This is a genomic window from Methylobacterium sp. WL19 (genome assembly GCF_008040005.1).
GTDB lineage: Bacteria > Pseudomonadota > Alphaproteobacteria > Rhizobiales > Beijerinckiaceae > Methylobacterium > Methylobacterium bullatum.
This window is the reverse complement of record NZ_VRVC01000107.1, coordinates 1-17,620: the sequence shown is the minus strand read 5'-3', so window position 1 is coordinate 17,620 and position 17,620 is coordinate 1. Positions and strand designations below refer to the sequence as shown.

Below are 17,620 nucleotides of genomic sequence, written 5' to 3'. Positions count from 1 at the left end.
TATCAGCATAGATAGTTTTTGTCGATTAAAGTTATATAGATGACAGTCAAGTCCATGAAACCGTGATCCGCTTAATTGGACATGACACGTCTCTTGCGATTCGGCGGCGGGGGGAAGGCAAGCCTTCTACATCGCCCCACCAATCCACTGCCTGATCGAGGCCATGGCAAATGGCGTGCTACAACGGACGCCCAGCGCCGAGCGGATGCCGCCGGTACTCTCAACGCCCTTCCGTTTACTGCCGAATGCCGGGCATGCCGCCCGATGAACTCCGTGGATCGCGGACAGTGCGCCTCACCCGGGCATCCGTTCCGTCCCATGGTTCGGGCAGAGATTCGCCTCCACGGTGATGTGCGAGAGCCCGTCCAGATCGGCCAGCTTCGCCTTGTACATCGCCGGTTCCTGCGGGTGGTCGGAGACGAGGGAGACGATCAGGCCGGTATGGCCGGGGCCGAGGCGCCAGAGGTGGAGATCGGTGATCGTGTCGCCGTTCGATTCCAGCCGCGTCCGCACGGAGTGAGCGAGCCCCCGATCCGGCACCGCATCGAGCAGCGTCGCGCCGGCGGAGCGGATCAGGGTCCAGGACCAGGCGACGATGACCGCCGCGCCCACCAGTCCCATGGCCGGATCGAGCCAGGCGAGGCCGAGATAGCGACCCGCCAGCAGGGCCGCGATGGCCAGTACCGATGTCAGCGCATCGGCCAGGACGTGGACATAGGCCGCCCGCAAGTTGGTGTCCCCATGGTCGCCATGGCCGTGCCCCTCGTGATGGCCGTGATCGTGCGCGTGGTCGTGGTGATGGGCGTGGTCGTGCCCGTCGCCGTGGAGCAGCCAGGCGCTGGCGAGGTTCACGAGAAGGCCCAGGATCGCGATCGGCAGGGCTTCGCCGAAGGCGATGGCCTGGGGGCTGTTGAGGCGCAGCACGCTTTCATAGCCGATGGCGAGCGCGATCATGGCGAGGATGATGGCGCTGGCGAAGGCCGCGAGATCGCCGAGCTTGGCGGTGCCGAAGGCGAAGCGCGGGTCGTCGGCATGCAGGCGGGCGAAGCGATAGGCCAGGGCCGCGATGCCGAGGGCGGCCGCATGGGTGGACATGTGCCATCCGTCGGCGGTGAGGGCCATCGACCCGAAGACCGTCCCGCCGACGATCTCGGCGACCATCATCGCCAGGGTCAGCCCGACGACGAGGACGGTCCGGCGCTCGTTGCGCTCATGCGCGTGTCCGAGGAAATCGTGGCGGTGCTGCCAGGTCTCGATGCTGTGGCTGTGCATGAAGGGGGTGTCCTGAAAGAATCGTCCAGCCGAACATAGGGTGCTTTGGCGGGGCGATCATCCTTCTCTATGGAGAGAGGGAGCCAAGCCCGGAGCAGACAGGTTGCCCTTCGTCGTCGACGATCTCACCAAGGCGAGCCAGCGCCGCGCCGCCGATCCCCTGGCCTCGGCCTGGGTCTCCGCCAATGCGGGGGCGGGAAAGACGAAGGTCCTCACCGACCGGGTGGTGCGCCTGCTGCTGAACGGGGCGCCGCCCGCCCGCATCCTCTGCCTCACCTTCACCAAGGCGGCCGCCGCCAACATGTCGATCCGGGTGTTCCGGACCCTGGGCCGCTGGGTCACCCTGGACGATGCCGCGCTCACTGCCGAACTCACCGAACTGACCGGCGAGTCTCCGGCACGCCGGACCTTGAAGGCGGCACGGCGCCTGTTCGCCCGTGCCGTGGAGACACCGGGCGGCCTCAAGATCGAGACCCTGCACGCCCTCTGCGAGCGGCTCCTGCACATGTTCCCGTTCGAGGCCAACGTGCCCGCCCGCTTCCAGGTGCTCGACGAGAACCAGGCCGCCGACCTGTTCGCGGCCGAGACCGACCGGGTTCTCGCCCTGGCGATGACCGGCCGCAACCCCGATCTGCGCTCCGCCTGGGACCGGGTCGGCCCGGAGGCCACGGGCGATACGCTCCGCGCGATCCTGCGCGCGGCCATGCGGGCGCAGGCGACGTTTGACGGGACGGACGGTCTCTCCGGTCCCATCGCCGCCCTGTCGCGCTCCCTCGGCCTCTCGGCCGGCGAGACGGCCGATACGGTCCTCGACCGCATCCTCACCGGGGGGCTCGACGATTGGAGCGGCCTCGCCCAGCGCCTGCGCACGGGAAAATCCACAGACGAGGGGCTCGCCGACAGGCTGGTCGCGGCGGAGGCGACCTGTGAGGCTGCCGCCCGCCTCGACCTCTACCGTTCGGTGTTCTTCACCGAGAAGGGCACCCCGAAGGCGGACAGGAGTCTCGGCACGAAAGACGTCCCGGCGGAGGTGAAGGAGGCGCTCCTCGCCGAACGCGACCGGCTCGATCCCCTGTTCGATACCTTGCGCGCGGCCAAGGCCCTGGAACGGACGCAGGCCCTGTTCGTCCTCGTCGCCGAGATCCACCGGCGGGTCGAGCGTCAGAAGGCGCGCCTCGGCGCCCTCGATTTCGACGACCTGATCCACAAGGCTCTCGATCTGCTCTCGCGGGTGGACGCCGCCTGGGTCCTGTACAAGCTCGACCGCGGCATCGATCACGTCCTCGTGGACGAGGCGCAGGACACCAACCCGCGCCAATGGGACATCCTGCGCCGCATCACGGCCGATTTCGCCAGCGGCGAGGGCGCTCGCGAGGGGCTGCGCACGCGCTTCGCCGTGGGTGACCCGAAGCAGTCGATCTACAGTTTCCAGGGGGCCGAGCCGCGCGAGTTCGCGACCGTGCATCGCGAATGGCGCGCGGCCTCGAAACAGGCGGGCCTCGCCTTCGAGGACGTGACGCTGAACGTGTCGTTCCGCTCGACGAAAGGCATCCTGCGCGCGGTGGACGCCACCTTCGCCGTTCCCGAGCATTACCAGGGCCTGTCCTTCGACGACGCGGCCGTCGGCACGACGCACGAGACGGCCCGGCGGGACGCGCCGGGCGTGGTCGAGATCTGGCCCATCGAGGTTCCGGCGCAGGAGGAGGAGCCCGATGCCTGGGCGGCCCCGGTCGACGCACCGGAGGCCAATGCGCCGTCCATCGTCACGGCGCGGCGCGTGGCGCGGGCGGTGAAGGCTTGGACCACCACCGGCGACGAAGGCGGGCGCGTGTGGCGTCCCGGCGACGTGCTCATCCTGGTGCGCAAGCGCTCCGCCGCCTTCGAGGAGGTGATCCGTGCCCTGAAGGTCTGCGGCGTCCCCGTGGCGGGCCAGGACCGCCTGGACATCACCGCCCATATCGCGGTGAACGACCTCGTCTCCATCGGCCGCGCCGGCCTGCTGCCCGCCGACGATCTCACCCTGGCCGGCGCCCTGAAGACGCCCCTCGTCGGGCTCGACGACGACGACCTCGTCCGCATCGCCGCCCGGCGCGAGGAGAGCGAGACCCTGGAGGACGCCCTGGCCCGCCATGCGGCGGCGGGCGACCCGGCGGCGATACGCGGGCATGAGGCCCTCACCCTGTGGTCCGACCTGGCGGCCCGGCACGGGCCTTTCGGATTCTATGCCAGCCTGCTCGGGCCGCATGAGGGGCGGATGCGGCTGGTCTCCCGCCTCGGTGGCGAGGCGGGGGACGCCATCGACGTGTTTCTGATGAAGGCCGCCGAGGCCGAGCAGGCCTCCGAGGCTCCCTCGCTGGACGGCTTCCTCACCCGCTACGACATCGCTCCGGGACGGGGCGCCAATGGTCTTACCGTCAAGCGCGATCTCGAATCCGGCCGCGACGAGGTCCGGGTGATGACGATTCACGGCGCCAAGGGGCTGGAAGCCCCCGTCGTCGTCATGATCGACGGCTGCGAACCCCTCGGGCGCAACGATCCGCATCTGCTCGCCATGCCGGGGGGGCGTGACGAGGCGATGCCGCCGGTCTGGGCCGGGTCGAAGTCTCAGGATACGCAAGCGGTCGCTGCCGCCCGCGAGGCGCATCAGGCCCGCGCCCGCGAGGAACACAACCGTCTCCTCTACGTGGCGCTCACCCGCGCAGCAGACCGTCTCACCGTCGCGCCGTATCGCGGCCATGAGGAGCAGGGCGAGACCGCCTGGTGCGAGATGGTCCGGAAGGGGCTGGAACAGGCGTTCGGGCCGGGCGAATCCCTCGAGGCCGCCTACGGTCCCGTGCTGCTATGGCGGGACGGACCTGTACGACCCGCTGTGGCCGCTTCCTCGCCCCCTGCGGAAGCAGCATCGTCGATCCCCGGATGGTTGAGGACATCGGCGGGGTCGGAGGTCGAGGCGGCGCCGCCGGTCAGTCCCTCCGGAGCCCTTGGCGCCGCGGATGGTCAGCGCACGGTGCCGAGGCGGCAGGCCAACCCGCAGGCCCGCCGTCGCGGCATCCTGATCCACTCGCTCATCGAACATCTTCCGCGCCTCGATCCCCATCAGCGAGCGAGCGCGGCCTCCGCCTTCGTGAAGGCGCGGGCGCCGTCGCTTCCGGCGGCGGACCAGGACCGGCTGGTTTCGGATGTTCTGAACCTCGTCAACGATCCCGCCCTCGCCGTGCTCTTCGACGGCGATGCGAGGGCCGAGGTCACGATCTCGGGACATGTCGGCGTCGGGGGCGTGTCGCGACCGGTCTTCGGACGGGTCGATCGCCTGAGTATCCGCCCCGAACGGATCGTCGTGGCGGATTTCAAGACGAGCCGGCCGCCATCCGACCGTGCTCCCATTCCCGAAGACGAGGCGGCGCAGATCGCCCTCTACGTGGCGCTCCTGCGGGACATCTATCCGGGGCGCCCTGTCGAAGCGATGCTGGTCTGGACGTCCGGTCCGGTCATCCGCCATCTCGGCGAGGCCGACATCGCGTCGGCGCTCGCCTCACTCTCCGCCCGCCCGGCTCACACCGCGATTACGGCGTGAGCTTGAGGATCTGTCCGTCCGGGCCGTCCGTCACGGCATAGACCGCGCCATCGCCGGCGACCCTCACGTCGCGGATACGGTGATCGAGGGGGATGCGCTCCTCGGTGACCACCTTGTCGCCGTCGAGCTTCAACGCGACGATGCCGCCGCTCACGAGTCCACCGACGAGGAAAGCGTCCTTCCAGGCGGGGAACAGGGTGCCGGTATAGAGTGCCATGCCGGACGGGCCGATCACCGGATCCCAGTAATAGACCGGCTGGACCGTGCCGCCCGCCTGGGTCTTTCCCTCGCCGATCTTCTCGCCGCTATACTCGATGCCGTAGGTCACTTCCGGCCAGCCGTAGTTCAAACCCGGCCGGGGGCGATTGAGTTCGTCGCCGCCGCGCGGGCCGTGCTCGACGGTCCAGAGGCGCCCCTGGCCATCGATGGCGGCGGACTGGATGTTGCGGTGCCCGTAGGACCAGATTTCGGGTTTGGCCTTCTCGCCGCCCGTGAACGGGTTGTCCTTCGGCGCATTGCCGTCGGTGTCGATCCGGAAGACCTTGCCGAGGCCGCTGGTAAGGTCCTGGGCCTGGACGCGCGGTCCCTTGTCCGAGCGCTCGCCCACGGTGACGAACAGCTTGCCGTCCGGCGCGAAGACGAGGCGGGAGCCGAAATGCTTGTCGCCCTCGTAGGACGGCGTCTGGCGGAAGATGACCTTCACCTCGTCGAGACGACCGCCATCCTTCTCCTCGATGAGCTTGGCGCGGGCGACCGTCGTGCCGTTCCCCTTGTCGCGCGGCTCGGAGTAGCTGACATAAATCAGACGGTCGGAGACGAAGCTCGGGCTCAGGGCCACGTCGAGCAGACCGCCCTGGCCCCGCGCATCCACTTTCGGCACGCCGGCGATGGGCTGGCCGACCGTGCCGTCCTTGGCGACGATGCGCAGCTTCCCGGCCTTCTCCGTGACCAGCATGCGGCCATCCGGCAGGAACTCCATGGCCCAGGGACTGTCGAGGCCCTTGGCGACGACGGTGCTCTGGACCTTGGTGGCTTCGAGGGGCTTCGGCGCGCGGGTCTGGTTGGGCAGCAGGGGTTTGTAGCCCGTATTCGCGGGCGCCGTTTCGGCGGGCTCCCCGCCCGTGGCCTCGTTCTGGGGCGCTGCGAAGGACTCGCCCCCGATCCGCGGCTGAGGCGTTCCGGATTTGCCATCCTGGGCGAACGCACCGGTGCCGAGGCTCAGGGCGGCGAAGGAGGCAAGCAAGGTCGGAGAGATGCGCGTCACGTGGTGATGTCCTCCATGGCCGGCGTTGAGGGCACCGGCTCTCGGCCTGTTTCGGGGCTCGATCGCCGGATGGCGGCCGAGCCCGTATGGCACCGGCTCATCATGGGCATGCGTGCTGGGACGCTCGCCGCGAGGATTGCCGGTCACGCTGGGAGATGGGGCGAAGCGACGGCTTTGGCGAGGGGCAACGGGAATCATGCGGGGGACAGGCGGCCGGGGCGGTCTCGCATGAGAGCGGTGGATGAAGAGCGGTGGATGATGCATGCGAGAATCGAACGGCTGTCCCGCCCTTGGCATCTTACGCCTTGACCGTCCCGGTTCACGTCGCCAACTCTCGCTCTCAAGCCGGCGCAGGCCTCGTCTCGCCGACCGTGCAATGAGAAAGGGATCGCAATGGCGACGGTAAAAGTGACCGACGCGAGCTTCGAGCAGGACGTTCTCAAGTCCGCCGAGCCCGTGGTCGTGGATTTCTGGGCGGAATGGTGCGGCCCCTGCCGTCAGATCGGCCCGGCCCTCGAAGAGATCTCGGCCGACATGCAGGGTCGCGTGAAGATCGCCAAGGTCAACGTGGACGAGAATCCCGGTATCGCCGCCAAATACGGCATCCGCTCGATTCCCACCCTCCTGATCTTCAAGGGCGGTGAACTCGCCAGCCAGAAGGTCGGCGCGGCGCCGAAGGGCGATCTCTCCCGCTGGATCCAGGCCAGCGCCTGAACGCTCGCGATCGACCATCGTGAAAAAGCCCGGCCTCGGAAGGCCGGGCTTTTTTTATGTCCGGTGGTGCGCACCGGCCGGTGCGGACCATGGTTCGGAAACGAAAAAACCCGGCCATGAGGCCGGGCTTCTCCGTTTCGAGACCTGTGTCGACGTTGCGACGTATCGGCTTAGTACGAGCCGAACTTGTAGTTCAGACCGGCGCGGACGACGGCGAACTCGGTCTCACGAGCCGAGGGGCTGAGCGTGAGCACGTTCGTGGCCGGGTTGTAGACGGAGCGGGCGCCGCGGCCATCCTGCTCGAGGTTCACATAGAGACCTTCGACCTTCAGCGTCACGGCCGAAGAGCGGAAGAAGTTCAGGAACGAGTCGACGGGCATGGCGTACTCGATGCCGCCACCAGCGGTGTAGCCGGTGCGGAAATCGTCGCGGCCGGTGCCGCCGTCGCCGTAGGCGAAGCCGCCGGTGCCGTAGAACAGGACGCGGTCGAAGGCGTAACCGACGCGGCCGCGAACCGTACCGAAGAAGTTCATCTCGCTACCGGGGGTCCGGACAGCGGAGCCACCAGCAACGCCCGGGGTGCCGGTGAAGCTGACAGCCGAACCGGGGAACAGACGCGAACGGTTGCTGAAATCGGTGTACTGAGCGTCAGCTTCGAGACCGACGACCAGGCCCGCGCCCGGGGTGAACTGGTAGTTGTAGCCGACCTGGCCACCGCCGACGAAGCCTTCGGTGTTGTTGCCGTTGCCGACCGACAGGACACCATTGGTGGTGCCCGAGTTCAGCACGGAGCCGGCCGGGAGGTTGTAACGGTTGCTGTCGCTACCGGCGTCGAAGCCGTAACCGGCGTTGATACCGAAGTAAGCGCCCGTCCAGGTGAACACCGGCACCGGCACGAAGACCGGCGGCGCAGCGCGACGCGGAAGGTCGGCGGCGGTTGCCGCTGCAGTGAGGGCCGTGAAGGCCGCGAAAGAGGTAAGAAGCTTTTTCATCGTTGATCCCCAGCGAGTTGCCCGATCCACAATCAAACTAGTCGATTTCGGGCAGTCGAGATGTAGCGCAGGAGCCACACTCGATATCCGATGCCACAAGTGTGGCCGGTCCGGTGAAAAGCGGGGATTGTCGCGATGTGTCGTCCGCCGATCCTAAGCAAGGACGCTGTGTTCGTCACGTCCGGCCGATGCCGGAGACCCTCGTCCGGCATGGTTGTCCAAGACAAACGATGCGGTAACCCTGTTCGACGAGGGCAAGGACTCGTCCGGCAGAATCACTTGCCTTCCGCCAGGAGACGGCCTCCCACCCGACGCGATCAGGTCGGAGGCGTACCGTTGGCGGTGAGGACGTTGCCCGCGAGATAGAGCGAACCGCAGATCAGGATACGCGGCGGCCGCTCGAAGGCGATGTCGGAGAGGCTCTCCAGGGCAGCCTCGACGCTGGAGGCCACATAGGCGGTGAGCCCCACATCGGCGGCGATCTGGGCGACCTCCTCGGCCGGCCGCGCCGCCATCTGGCCTCCGATCGGGACCGCGATCAGGTGTCGCGCCAGCCCAACGAAGTTACGCAGGAAGCCTTCCGCGTCCTTCGTGCCGAGAAGGCCCACCACCAGGATCAGCGGCACGTCGCTGCGCTCGCCGAGATCCGCCATCGCGGTCGCGAGAATACGACCGCCATCGATATTGTGGCCGCCATCGAGCCAGAGCTCCGCATCGTTCGGTGCCATGTCGGACAGGCGGCCGCGGGTGAGCCGCTGGAGGCGGCCCGGCCATTCGACCTTGTTGAGGCCGGTCTCGATGGCCTCCACTCCGATATCGCCGAAACCGGCCGCGCGCAGGGCCGCGATGGCGGTGGCGGCGTTGGTGAACTGATGCCGTCCGTTGAGGCGGGGCTGGGGCAGGTCGAACAGGTCGAGCTCGTCCTGGTAGACGATGCGGCCGCGCTCGGCATGGACCGAGAAATCCTGGTTCCCGACCCGGATCGGCGTGGCTCCGATCTCCTCGGCGATGCGGCAGAGCACCGAATCCGCCTCTTTGTAATCCTGGGCGGCGATGATCGCCGGGCAACCGCGCTTGAAGATGCCCGCCTTCTCGGTCGCCACCGCTTCGACGGTGTCGCCGAGATACTCCGCATGGTCGCGCCCGATCGGCGTGACGACGGCGGCCGCGGGATTGTCGATCACGTTGGTGGCGTCGACCCGGCCGCCGAGCCCCACTTCGAGCAGGAGCACGTCGGCCGGGGTCTCCGAGAACAGGAGGAAGGCCGCGGCGGTGGTGATCTCGAACACCGTGATCGGCTCGCCCGCATTGGATGCCTCGCAGCGGGCGAGGGCGTCGGCGAGCTGGTCCTCGGGCACATAGCTGCCGCCCCCCACCGCACCGATGCGGATGCGCTCGTGGAAGCGCACGAGGTGGGGCGAGGTGTAGACATGCGCAGCGAGGCCGCCGGCTTCGAGAATCGCCCGCATGAAGGCGATGGTCGAGCCCTTGCCGTTGGTGCCGGCCACATGAATGACCGGAGGCAGCTTGCGTTCCGGGTGCCCGAGCCGTTCGAGCAGGCGCTGGATCCGGCCCAGCGACAGGTCGATCGTGCGAGGATGAAGGGCCAGGAAGCGGGCCATCAGCGCGTCGGAGGAATCCATGGATCGGCTCGCCGTATAGCGTGTGGGCTCAGGCCGGCTCGGCAACGGCGCCCGCGCCGGCCGGTGCCGCCGCAGGCTGGTTCATCAGCAAGCCGCAGAGTCGTGAGATCGTGTCCTTCAGGGCATGCCGGTGCACGACCTGATCGACCATTCCGTGTTCCTGCAGATACTCGGCGCGCTGGAACCCGTCGGGCAGTTTCTCGCGGATCGTCTGTTCGATGACGCGCGGCCCGGCAAAGCAGATCAGGGCGCCGGGCTCGGCGAGATGGACGTCCCCCAGCATGGCGTAGGAAGCGGTGACGCCGCCCGTGGTCGGGTTGGTGAGCACCACGATGTAGGGGAGTTTCGCCGCTTTCAGCCGGCGCACGGCCACCGTCGTGCGCGGCATCTGCATGAGCGACAGGATGCCCTCCTGCATGCGTGCGCCGCCGGAGGCCGAGAACAGAATGTAGGGCGTGCGCTTGTCCAGCGCCGTCTCGGCGCCGCGCACGAAGGCCTCACCCGCCGCCATGCCGAGGGAGCCGGCCATGAAGGCGAAATCCTGCACCGCCAGCGTCATCGGCATTCCCGAGACCCGGCCGAAGCCGATCTTGAAGGCGTCGGGCATCCCGGTCTTGGCACGGGCGTCCTTCAGGCGGTCGGCATAGCGCTTCTCGTCACGGAACTTGAGCGGGTCGGCGGCCACCTCCGGCAGGGGCACGTCGATCCAGGTGCCCTCGTCGAACATCATCTTCAGGCGCGCCTGCGCGCTCATCTTCAGATGATGCTCGGACCCCGGGATGACCCAGTGGTTTCCCTCCACCTCCTTGTGGAACACCATCTGCCCGCTATCCGGGCATTTGACCCACAGATTCTCGGGCGTCTCGCGCTTGAACAGGGTCTTGATCCTGGGGCGCACGACCTCCGAGATCCAGTTCATGGGTTCAACCATCGTCGACTGACCGTTCTTGAGGGAAGGGGTCTCGGATGAGCCGGGGATCGGCTCGCGGACGGATCGTTCCGGTGTGGTTCTCTCAGGCGGTCCGGCCGCGCACGCCCTCGGCCAGTTCGCGCACCAGTTCGCTCACCGTCTCGGCGGCGTCCCGGCCGTCCACCACCGCCCGGTGGATCACATCCACGAGGGCGGAGCCGACGACCACCCCGTCCGCGCCCTTGGCGATCGCGGCGGCCTGGACGCCCGTCCGGACGCCGAAGCCGACCACCACGGGCAGGTCCGTATGGCTGCGGATCCGGCCCACCGCCTCGGCCACCCGACCGAAATCGGGTGTCGCCGTGCCGGTGATGCCGTTGATCGACACATAATAGACGAAACCGGCCGTGTTCGCGAGGACGGCGGGGAGGCGGCGCTCGTCGGTGGTGGGAGTCGCCAGCCGGATGAAGGCCAGGCCCTTGGCCAGGGCCGGCAGGCAGAGTTCGTCGTCCTCCTCCGGCGGCAGGTCGACGACGATGAGCCCGTCGATCCCCGCCGCGACGGCGTCGTCGAGGAACCGGTCGACGCCGTAGGCATGGATCGGGTTGTAATATCCCATCAGGATCACCGGGGTTCCGGAATTGTCCTCCCGGAAACGGCGGACGAGGTCGAGGGTCTTGACCAGATCCTGGCCGCCCGCGAGGGCGCGCAAGGCCGCCGCCTGGATCGCCGGCCCGTCCGCCATCGGGTCGGTGAAGGGAAGGCCGAACTCGACGATGTCGGCGCCGGCCTGCGGCAGCGCCCGGAGGACCTTCAGGGAGGTCTCGGCATCGGGGTCGCCGGCCATGACGTAGGTCACGAGGGCGGCGCGCTTCTCCGCGCGGCAGCGGGCGAAGGTGGCCTCGATGCGTGTCTTCGTGGAACCGGCGGTGTCCGGCTGCGAAGAGGTCTCTGACGAAGAAAAGGTCATGGTGCCTGCGTCTCGCGGCCTGGCCTCGGGGGAGGGACGGCCCAGGTACAAGCCGTCGCGCCTACACCATCGCGGCCTGCCCGTGAAGCGCGGCGCGCCAAGCTGTCCGGCATCGGCTATGAGCGTGACGGCACCGATGCGGGGCGAGGGAGGTCGTCCGTCGCGGCAAGGAAGCCTTAAGCTCCTTTCGAAAGCCGTCCTTCAATCTCACATGCGAGTGACAGGAATGGAGTGGGAGCGGGAACCTCGGCGTCATCGCCAGTCTGCGCGGCGGTTCGCCCTGCGGCGATCCGCTCGGGCCGCCCCACGGAGAGGTCGATGATCACCCTGGAGGTCGCTCTCGCCATCACCCTGTTCGCGGTCCTGGCCACGGCGAGCCTGGTCGCCCGAGGCCTGCGACGGCCGGCAGGCGACGCGTCCGAGGTCGAACGTCTCCAGGACAGCATCTGGCGGATGTCCGAGAGCGAGGAGCGCTACCGCGCGCTCGTGGAGGCGACCACCGACGTCATCGTCCAGCGGGACACGCAAGGGCGCATCACCTTCGCCAACGATGGATTCGGGCGTCTCTTCGGGGTCGAACCGCTGACGCTGCTCGGCTCGACGGCGGACCTCGAAATCCTGGACCAGGGGCCTCGGCAACAGCAATCCGACGGCGTCAGCCGTGTCGAGATGCAGGTGCGCCCCGTCGACGGCATTCCGCGCTGGTTCTCCTTCATCGAGATGCGCGTCACCGGTCCCGGAGGACGCACGCAATGGCTGCGGGCGGGCTCGGACATCACCGAACGGATCGAATCCGCCCGCTCTCTCGACGAGGCGCTCCACCGCGCCGAAGCGGCCAACGTCGCCAAGTCGCGCTTTCTCGCCACCGTCAGCCACGAGTTCCGCACGCCGTTGAACGGCATTCTCGGCATGGCCGACCTCGTCCTCGAGACCGGCCTCGATGCCGAGCAGCGGACCTACGTGGAGGCGGTGCACACGTCGGGCCGGGCCTTGCTGACCCTCATCGACGGCATCCTCGATTTCTCGCGGATCGAGGCGGGACGCCTCGACCTGTCGGCCGAACCCTTCGATCTCCGGGCGGTGGTGGAAGGCGTGGTCGAACTCCTGGCGCCCCGCGCCCAGGACAAGGGCATCGAGATCGCCATCGACGTCGCCGACGACGTGCCGTCCGAATTCATCGGCGATGCGGACCGTGTCCGGCAGATCGTGGTCAATCTCGCGGGCAACGCCATCAAGTTCACCAATCAGGGCGGGGTCGGCGTCACGGTGACATGGGTCGCGCAGGAGATCGTCCTGGCGGTCTCGGATACGGGGGCGGGTATCCCCGCCGCGCGCATCCCGATCCTGTTCGAGGAATTCGAGCAGGGCGACAACAGCGCCAGCACGCGCCATGAGGGAACCGGGCTCGGTCTCGCCATCAGCCGGCGCCTCGCCTCGCGGATGGGGGGACACATCGACGCGCGCTCGGTCGTCGGCCAGGGCAGCACCTTCACAGTCCACTTGCCCCTGCCGGTCGGCGCTGCGTCGGAGGATGCGCTGCCGCCCGTCTCGCTGCAGGGGCGGAAGATCCTGATCGTCGCCGATTCTCCCTATCAGGCGCCGTTCCTCGCCCGGCGCCTGTCCCGGTCCGGCGCGTCGGCGGTGGTGGTGCCGACCGTCGAGGCCGGGCTCGATACGCTGTCGGGCGTGCCCTTCGATGCGGTGATCGCCGATCGCGCCCTCGGCGACGCGAGCGTGCGCAGCCTCGCGGCGGAAGCCAGGCGGCGCGGCGTGCGCTGCAGCCTCATTCTGCTGTCCCCCTTCGATCGGCGGGAATTCGGTGCGCCGGGGGCGGCGGGCTTCGACAGCTACCTGATCAAGCCGGTCCGGGCGCGCTCACTGTTCGACAGGCTGCTGGCGCCGAGCTCCTCGGTGGAAGCGACCGGCCCCGCGCCGAAACCGGTGCCCGACGACGGCGCGATCCCGGCGGACAAGGACGGCGCGCGCGCGGGGGCGGGCGTCCACGTGCTTCTCGCCGAGGACAACCCGATCAACGCCCTGCTGGCCACCAGGGCTCTGGAGCGTCTCGGTGCGACGGTGGTTCTGGCGCGGGACGGGTCTGAGGCGCTGGCTCGGCTCGACCATCCCGCATCCCGGTTCGACCTCGCCCTCATCGACATCCGCATGCCGGGAATCGATGGGCTGGAAACGGCGCGGCGGCTGCGTGCCAGCGAGGCCGAGCACCATCGCGCGCCGCTCCGGCTGGTGGCGCTCACCGCCAATACCGGTCGCGAGGACGAATTGGCCGCGCGGGAGGCCGGGTTCGACGAATTCCTGGCAAAACCCCTCGACCTCAAGGCCTTGCCCGCCCTCCTCGAACGCCGTGTCGTCACCGTGGCCTGAGAGGCAATTCGCGTTGACAGGGCGCGGCGAGCGAGCGAACACGGGCCATGCGCGCACCAACCTCGCCACCATCGGATGCCGCGGCACCCGTGCCGACATCGCAGAGCAGGGATGGTCTCGTGGCCTTGGCCGTGGCGGCCGTCGTGGTGGTCACCGTCCTGATCGGCACGTTCGCGCCCTCTTCGCACGGGCGTTCAGGACCGGTTTCTCCGGCAGCCGATGCGTCCTGCGCCGAGTGGAGCGACGGCTGCACGGTCTGTCGGCGCTACGGGGAGGGGATAGCCTGCTCCATGCCGGGTATCGCCTGCGTTCCCAAAGCAGAGCTGTGCCGGCGCCATTCCGGGGGATGACCGGGTCGTCCGTTCCGATCCGCCTTCGCTTCGCGCCGAGCCCCAACGGGCGCCTCCATCTCGGGCACGCCTATTCCGCCCTGGTGAACGAGCTGTTCGCCGCGCGGCTCGGCGGCGACCTCATCCTGCGGATCGAGGATATCGATCCGGTGCGCTCGCGCCCGGACCTGATCGCCGCCATCGCGGACGATCTCGCTTGGCTCGGGATCGGGTTCGGCGGTTCCGTCCGGCGCCAATCCGAGCATTTTCCGGCCTATCGCCGTGCCATCGACGCACTCCGCTCGCGCGGCCTCGTCTATCCCTGCTTCTGTAGCCGCGCCGCCGTGATCGCGGCCGCCGGGCCGGAGCCGCCCCGCGATCCGGACGGGGCGCCTCACTATCCCGGCACGTGCCGCGTCCTTTCCCAGGATGAGCGGGCGTCACATATCGCGGCCGGTCTGCCGCATAGCTGGCGGCTCGACATGAACCGCGCCCTCGCGCAGGCTCCGGGGCCGCACCGCTTTTCCTGCCTCGACGCCGATTGCCTGGAGACGAGCCACGTCGCCGATCCCGCCCGCTGGGGCGATGCGCCGATCGCGCGGCGCGACGTGCCGACGAGCTACCACCTGTCCGTGGTGGTCGACGATGCCGCCCAGGACATCAGCCACGTGGTTCGCGGAGCGGACCTCGCGGCCTCGACCGACCTGCATGTCCTGCTTCAGGCCCTGCTCGGTCTTGAGTGCCCGGCCTATCATCACCACGCCCTGATCCTCGGCCCCGACGGGACGAAGCTCGCCAAATCGCGCGGCTCGGAATCCCTCGGCGATCTGAGGGCTCGGGGCGTCACCCCGGCGGAGATCCGCCGCCGGCTCGGATTCGGGTGAGGGGAGGGGGCTCAGCGCGGGGCGTCGCGCTGGGCCATGGCGACGCCGGCTCGGGATTTCTGCAGCGTGGTCTCGATCTGCTCGCGCTGGCGCGTGAACTCGGTGAGCATCCGCCCGTCGAGTTCGCGTCCGCGCGGCACGCGGATCTTCATCGGGTCGACGAAATGGCCGTTGATGATGACCTCGTAATGCAGGTGCGCGCCGGTGGAGAGGCCGGTGGAACCGACATAGCCGATCACCTGGCCTTGGCGCACCTTGGCCCCCGCCGTCACACCCCGGGCGAAGCGCGACATGTGGTTGTAGGTGGTGACGTAGCCGTTGATGTGCTGGAGCTCGACCCGGCGGCCATAGCCCGAATCCCATTCCGCCTTGATGACGCTGCCGTTGCCGGCGGCGACGATGGGCGTACCGATCGGGTTGGCCCAATCCACGCCGGTATGGAGCTTGGCATAGCCGAGGATCGGATGGCGCCGGTAACCGAAGCCCGAGCGCATGATGCCGTCGGCGATGGGCTTGCGGATCAGGAATTTTTTGAGGGAGCGGCCCTGCTCGTCGAGATAATCGATGGAGCCGTCGTCCGGCGACTGGAAACGGTAGACCTTTCGCACCTCGCCGCCGAGGTTGAGCGACGCGTACAACAGTTCCGGCCGGTCGAGCGCGGCCTGACCGCCTTCCTCGTCGTACGTATAGAAGACATCGAGACTGTCGCCGCTCGCGATGCGGCGCTGGAAGTCGATGTCGTAGCTGAAGATCCGCACGATATCTTCCACGGTCGCGCGCGGCAGATCGTGCCGTGCTGCCGTCTCATAGAGGCTCTGATAGAGACGAGGGCCCGAACCGCCATCCTCGTCCTCGTCGTCGTCTCCGGATTCCGACGCGGCGGGCGCCTTGCGCGCCGCCTTGTCTTCCACCGCCTGCGCGACCGAGACGAAGGCGCCGCGATCGTTGATGGCGGCGATTCCCTCGACGCCGTTCTCGCCATACAGGACGACCCGAGTCACCTGCCGGGGATCTCCGGGCTTCGGACCCGGTGCGATCTGGACGCGGAACTGTTGGCCTTCGGCGAGGTCGCCGACGCGTGCCCGCCCGCCGAGAGCCGCGACGATCCCCTTGATCTGCTCGTCGCTGGCCTGGCCCGTGGCCTTCAGCAGCGCTTCGAGGGTCTCGCCGCGCTTGATCGCCACGTCGCAGTCTTCCACCAGCGGCGTCTCGCCCTGCCGGAGGCTCGTCTTCGCGAGATTGGTGACGTTCTCCGGCACCACGAGGACGTCGATGGACTTGAAGGGGCTCGCATCGCCGGACGGGGGGGCGATCCCGCCGAAATCCGGAGCCGCGATACCCTGCTGGAGCGCCCGCGACAACATCATTTGCGGCGCGATGGGAAGCGCCGTGCGTCGTCCGGCCTCCGCGGCCAGCCGCTTTTCCTCTTCGACCTGGGCGGTCACGGCGTCATCGCCGAGGGCGGGCGTGTTCGCCTCGATCGGCATCGTGGTGAGATCACGCTTGATGACGGTCACCTCCGCGCCGGGAGCATCGGCCGCGCTCGCTTCCGTCGCCCGTTCGAGCGGTTCGCTGGACACGAATTTCATCGGGTCGAATCGCGGCACCTCGGCGGAGAAGACGCCTGTCGACATGGAGAGCGCCGTCGAGATCCGTACGAAAGGCCGGACCTTGATGATCTCGCGGTCTCCCAAGCGCACGGTCACCGGCGAGCGGAACGTCTGTTTGGCCGACGCGATCATCAGGTTGCGGACGAGCCGGTCGCCCTTGCGCGCGATGTTCGCGACGTCGTCGTTCGGCGCGGAGCGCACCATGATCTCCGCATGTTCCGGAACCGCGGCGAAAGAGACGTCGCCCTGTAACGACACGTAGATCGCGGCTCCGATGAGACCGGCCCCGGTCAGCCCGGTCAACGCACTGGCACAGAGCCAGCGCAGGTTGACCTCACGTCGATCGATCTGGGCGGAATCGGTGAGGAACAGATCGAGAGGCGGGTCGGCGGCTCGGCCTGGATGGGAGTCGGTGCTGTTCGTCGGAGCTCCGATCCTGAGCCGGCCGCGCGCCACGGTGTTCCCTCGCAAGCGTATCTCTTCTCTTCAGAGGGCCGGATCTCGTTTCGCGAGGGACGGCGCACCATGAGCGACGACCGATGGTATCGGCCGGTGGTCGACATGTCGAAGTCGAGCATGTCGACATTGAGGCGCCTCGGGAGAGGGAATGTTTCCATGCACGCGGGAAAGCGCGGGCGGAATGGAAGATCGCTGGGCGAAGGCTGGCGCGCCGCTCTACGTCAGAGGGGCTCCTGACCTCGGTCAATCTGGAGACCGCGAGCCGGGGCGAGGTTCACGAAGCGCGAAATCCTTGTTTGCCGGCAATGAGTTATGTTGTGGCGTCATGTGTTTGTCGCGAAAATCGATCAGCTTTGCGATTTTGGCATTGACGGTTCGATGAAGGGCCTCTAGAAGCCTGTTCATCGGCGGCGGCCAGCGGGGACTTCGGTTCGGCGGGCTGGCGTTTGTGTCTTCTGGATGATGATCGGATGGATGATCCGGCTGGTTAGCTGGGTGATCGTCTGTTTTTGTTGTCTGGTGTTGGTTCTATGTGATCTGGTTTTGCTGGATTGCCGGGGTTGACAGGGTGATTTGGGTGGCTTAGACGGCCCCCACCGCTGAGGCGCTCCACCGGA

11 protein-coding genes are annotated in these 17,620 nt (G+C 68.1%); 4 read left to right on the top strand and 7 right to left on the bottom strand.

The window, feature by feature from the left end:
* Window positions 1–294: 294 nt before the first annotated feature.
* Window positions 295–1,272, bottom strand: coding sequence for a CDF family Co(II)/Ni(II) efflux transporter DmeF (gene dmeF / locus FV220_RS18780; protein ID WP_147832848.1), 978 nt, complete (start codon window positions 1,270–1,272; stop codon window positions 295–297).
* Window positions 1,273–1,375: 103 nt separating this feature from the next.
* Here dmeF and addA point away from each other — a divergent pair, with 103 nt between their 5' ends.
* Entirely contained in the window at window positions 1,376–4,846 is a 3,471-nt protein-coding gene (addA, locus tag FV220_RS18775; protein WP_147832847.1) for a double-strand break repair helicase AddA, read from the top strand.
* On the opposite strand, the gene FV220_RS18770 is transcribed toward addA, so the two are convergent.
* On the bottom strand, window positions 4,836–6,110 hold the full coding sequence (locus FV220_RS18770) for a PQQ-dependent sugar dehydrogenase (RefSeq protein ID WP_147832846.1): 1,275 nt from the start codon (window positions 6,108–6,110) through the stop codon (window positions 4,836–4,838). The two genes, addA and FV220_RS18770, sit on opposite strands and share 11 nt — an antisense overlap.
* A 393-nt stretch (window positions 6,111–6,503) precedes the next feature.
* On the opposite strand from FV220_RS18770, the gene trxA reads away from it, so the two are divergent.
* Window positions 6,504–6,824: a thioredoxin gene (trxA, locus tag FV220_RS18765; protein ID WP_018042110.1), complete on the top strand. Its 321-nt coding sequence runs from the start codon at window positions 6,504–6,506 to the stop codon at window positions 6,822–6,824.
* A gap of 170 nt (window positions 6,825–6,994) precedes the next feature.
* Here the strand turns inward: trxA and FV220_RS18760 are convergent, their stop codons facing one another.
* The 4 genes from FV220_RS18760 to trpA all read right to left on the bottom strand — a co-directional run bounded on the left by FV220_RS18760 (window position 6,995) and on the right by trpA (window position 11,339).
* Complete coding sequence (locus FV220_RS18760; RefSeq protein WP_147832845.1) at window positions 6,995–7,816, bottom strand: porin family protein; 822 nt, start codon at window positions 7,814–7,816, stop codon at window positions 6,995–6,997.
* A 317-nt stretch (window positions 7,817–8,133) separates the two neighbouring features.
* Window positions 8,134–9,459, bottom strand: coding sequence for a folylpolyglutamate synthase/dihydrofolate synthase family protein (locus FV220_RS18755; RefSeq protein ID WP_056142861.1), 1,326 nt, complete (start codon window positions 9,457–9,459; stop codon window positions 8,134–8,136).
* Between the two features lie 28 nt (window positions 9,460–9,487).
* Window positions 9,488–10,390: an acetyl-CoA carboxylase, carboxyltransferase subunit beta gene (gene accD, locus FV220_RS18750; protein WP_056142865.1), complete on the bottom strand. Its 903-nt coding sequence runs from the start codon at window positions 10,388–10,390 to the stop codon at window positions 9,488–9,490.
* A gap of 82 nt (window positions 10,391–10,472) precedes the next feature.
* Window positions 10,473–11,339, bottom strand: a complete 867-nt coding sequence (trpA, locus tag FV220_RS18745) for a tryptophan synthase subunit alpha (RefSeq protein ID WP_056142868.1) — start codon at window positions 11,337–11,339, stop codon at window positions 10,473–10,475.
* A gap of 318 nt (window positions 11,340–11,657) precedes the next feature.
* Between trpA and FV220_RS18740 the strand changes: the two genes are divergently transcribed.
* Together FV220_RS18740 and gluQRS are read left to right on the top strand one after the other, a co-directional pair.
* Window positions 11,658–13,721 carry an ATP-binding protein gene (locus FV220_RS18740; RefSeq protein WP_147832844.1) on the top strand — a complete coding sequence of 688 codons (2,064 nt, stop codon included), beginning with the start codon at window positions 11,658–11,660 and terminating at the stop codon, window positions 13,719–13,721.
* A gap of 346 nt (window positions 13,722–14,067) precedes the next feature.
* Entirely contained in the window at window positions 14,068–14,934 is an 867-nt protein-coding gene (gene gluQRS / locus FV220_RS18730; protein WP_147832843.1) for a tRNA glutamyl-Q(34) synthetase GluQRS, read from the top strand.
* A gap of 11 nt (window positions 14,935–14,945) precedes the next feature.
* Here the strand turns inward: gluQRS and FV220_RS18725 are convergent, their stop codons facing one another.
* On the bottom strand, window positions 14,946–16,979 hold the full coding sequence (locus FV220_RS18725) for a M23 family metallopeptidase (protein ID WP_246689490.1): 2,034 nt from the start codon (window positions 16,977–16,979) through the stop codon (window positions 14,946–14,948).
* Window positions 16,980–17,620: the final 641 nt, after the last annotated feature.